Origin of the sequence: Streptococcus suis (assembly GCF_002960445.1) — a bacterium.
Taxonomy (GTDB): Bacteria; Bacillota; Bacilli; order Lactobacillales; family Streptococcaceae; genus Streptococcus; species Streptococcus hyiners.
The window spans coordinates 1-308 of record NZ_POJD01000314.1 but is presented as its reverse complement, the minus strand read 5'-3'; the positions used below and the strand labels follow the sequence as shown (position 1 = coordinate 308).

Annotated in this window: 1 pseudogene; it reads right to left on the bottom strand. The window is 38.0% G+C overall.

Features of this window, described 5'->3' with window-relative positions:
- Positions 1 to 308: pseudogene (locus tag C1G53_RS11005) on the bottom strand (DNA polymerase); the annotation flags it as partial.

Here is a 308-nt window from a genome sequence, read left to right as displayed (position 1 = left end):
CACCAATTTGTCTCACTGCACCAGAGGTGTATTTCTTTCGGAATAATTCAAGTACATGACTTACCATTGTTTTTGGGAGATTTGCTGGTTCTATTTTTTTCTGTGCATTTATAGATTTTTTCATCTCAGTCCTAGAATAGCCAATATGGATTGAAACAACAGTTGCTTTCTTATGGGCCGAACGCAGTCGATTAGCAACCTGATCAGCCATTTCAGCTAATACGATTTCAATTTCTCTTTGGGTTCTGTAATCTCTAGGAAGTACTTGTGAGTTACCCAATCCTCGTGATTTTGGTTTATAGGGTTCA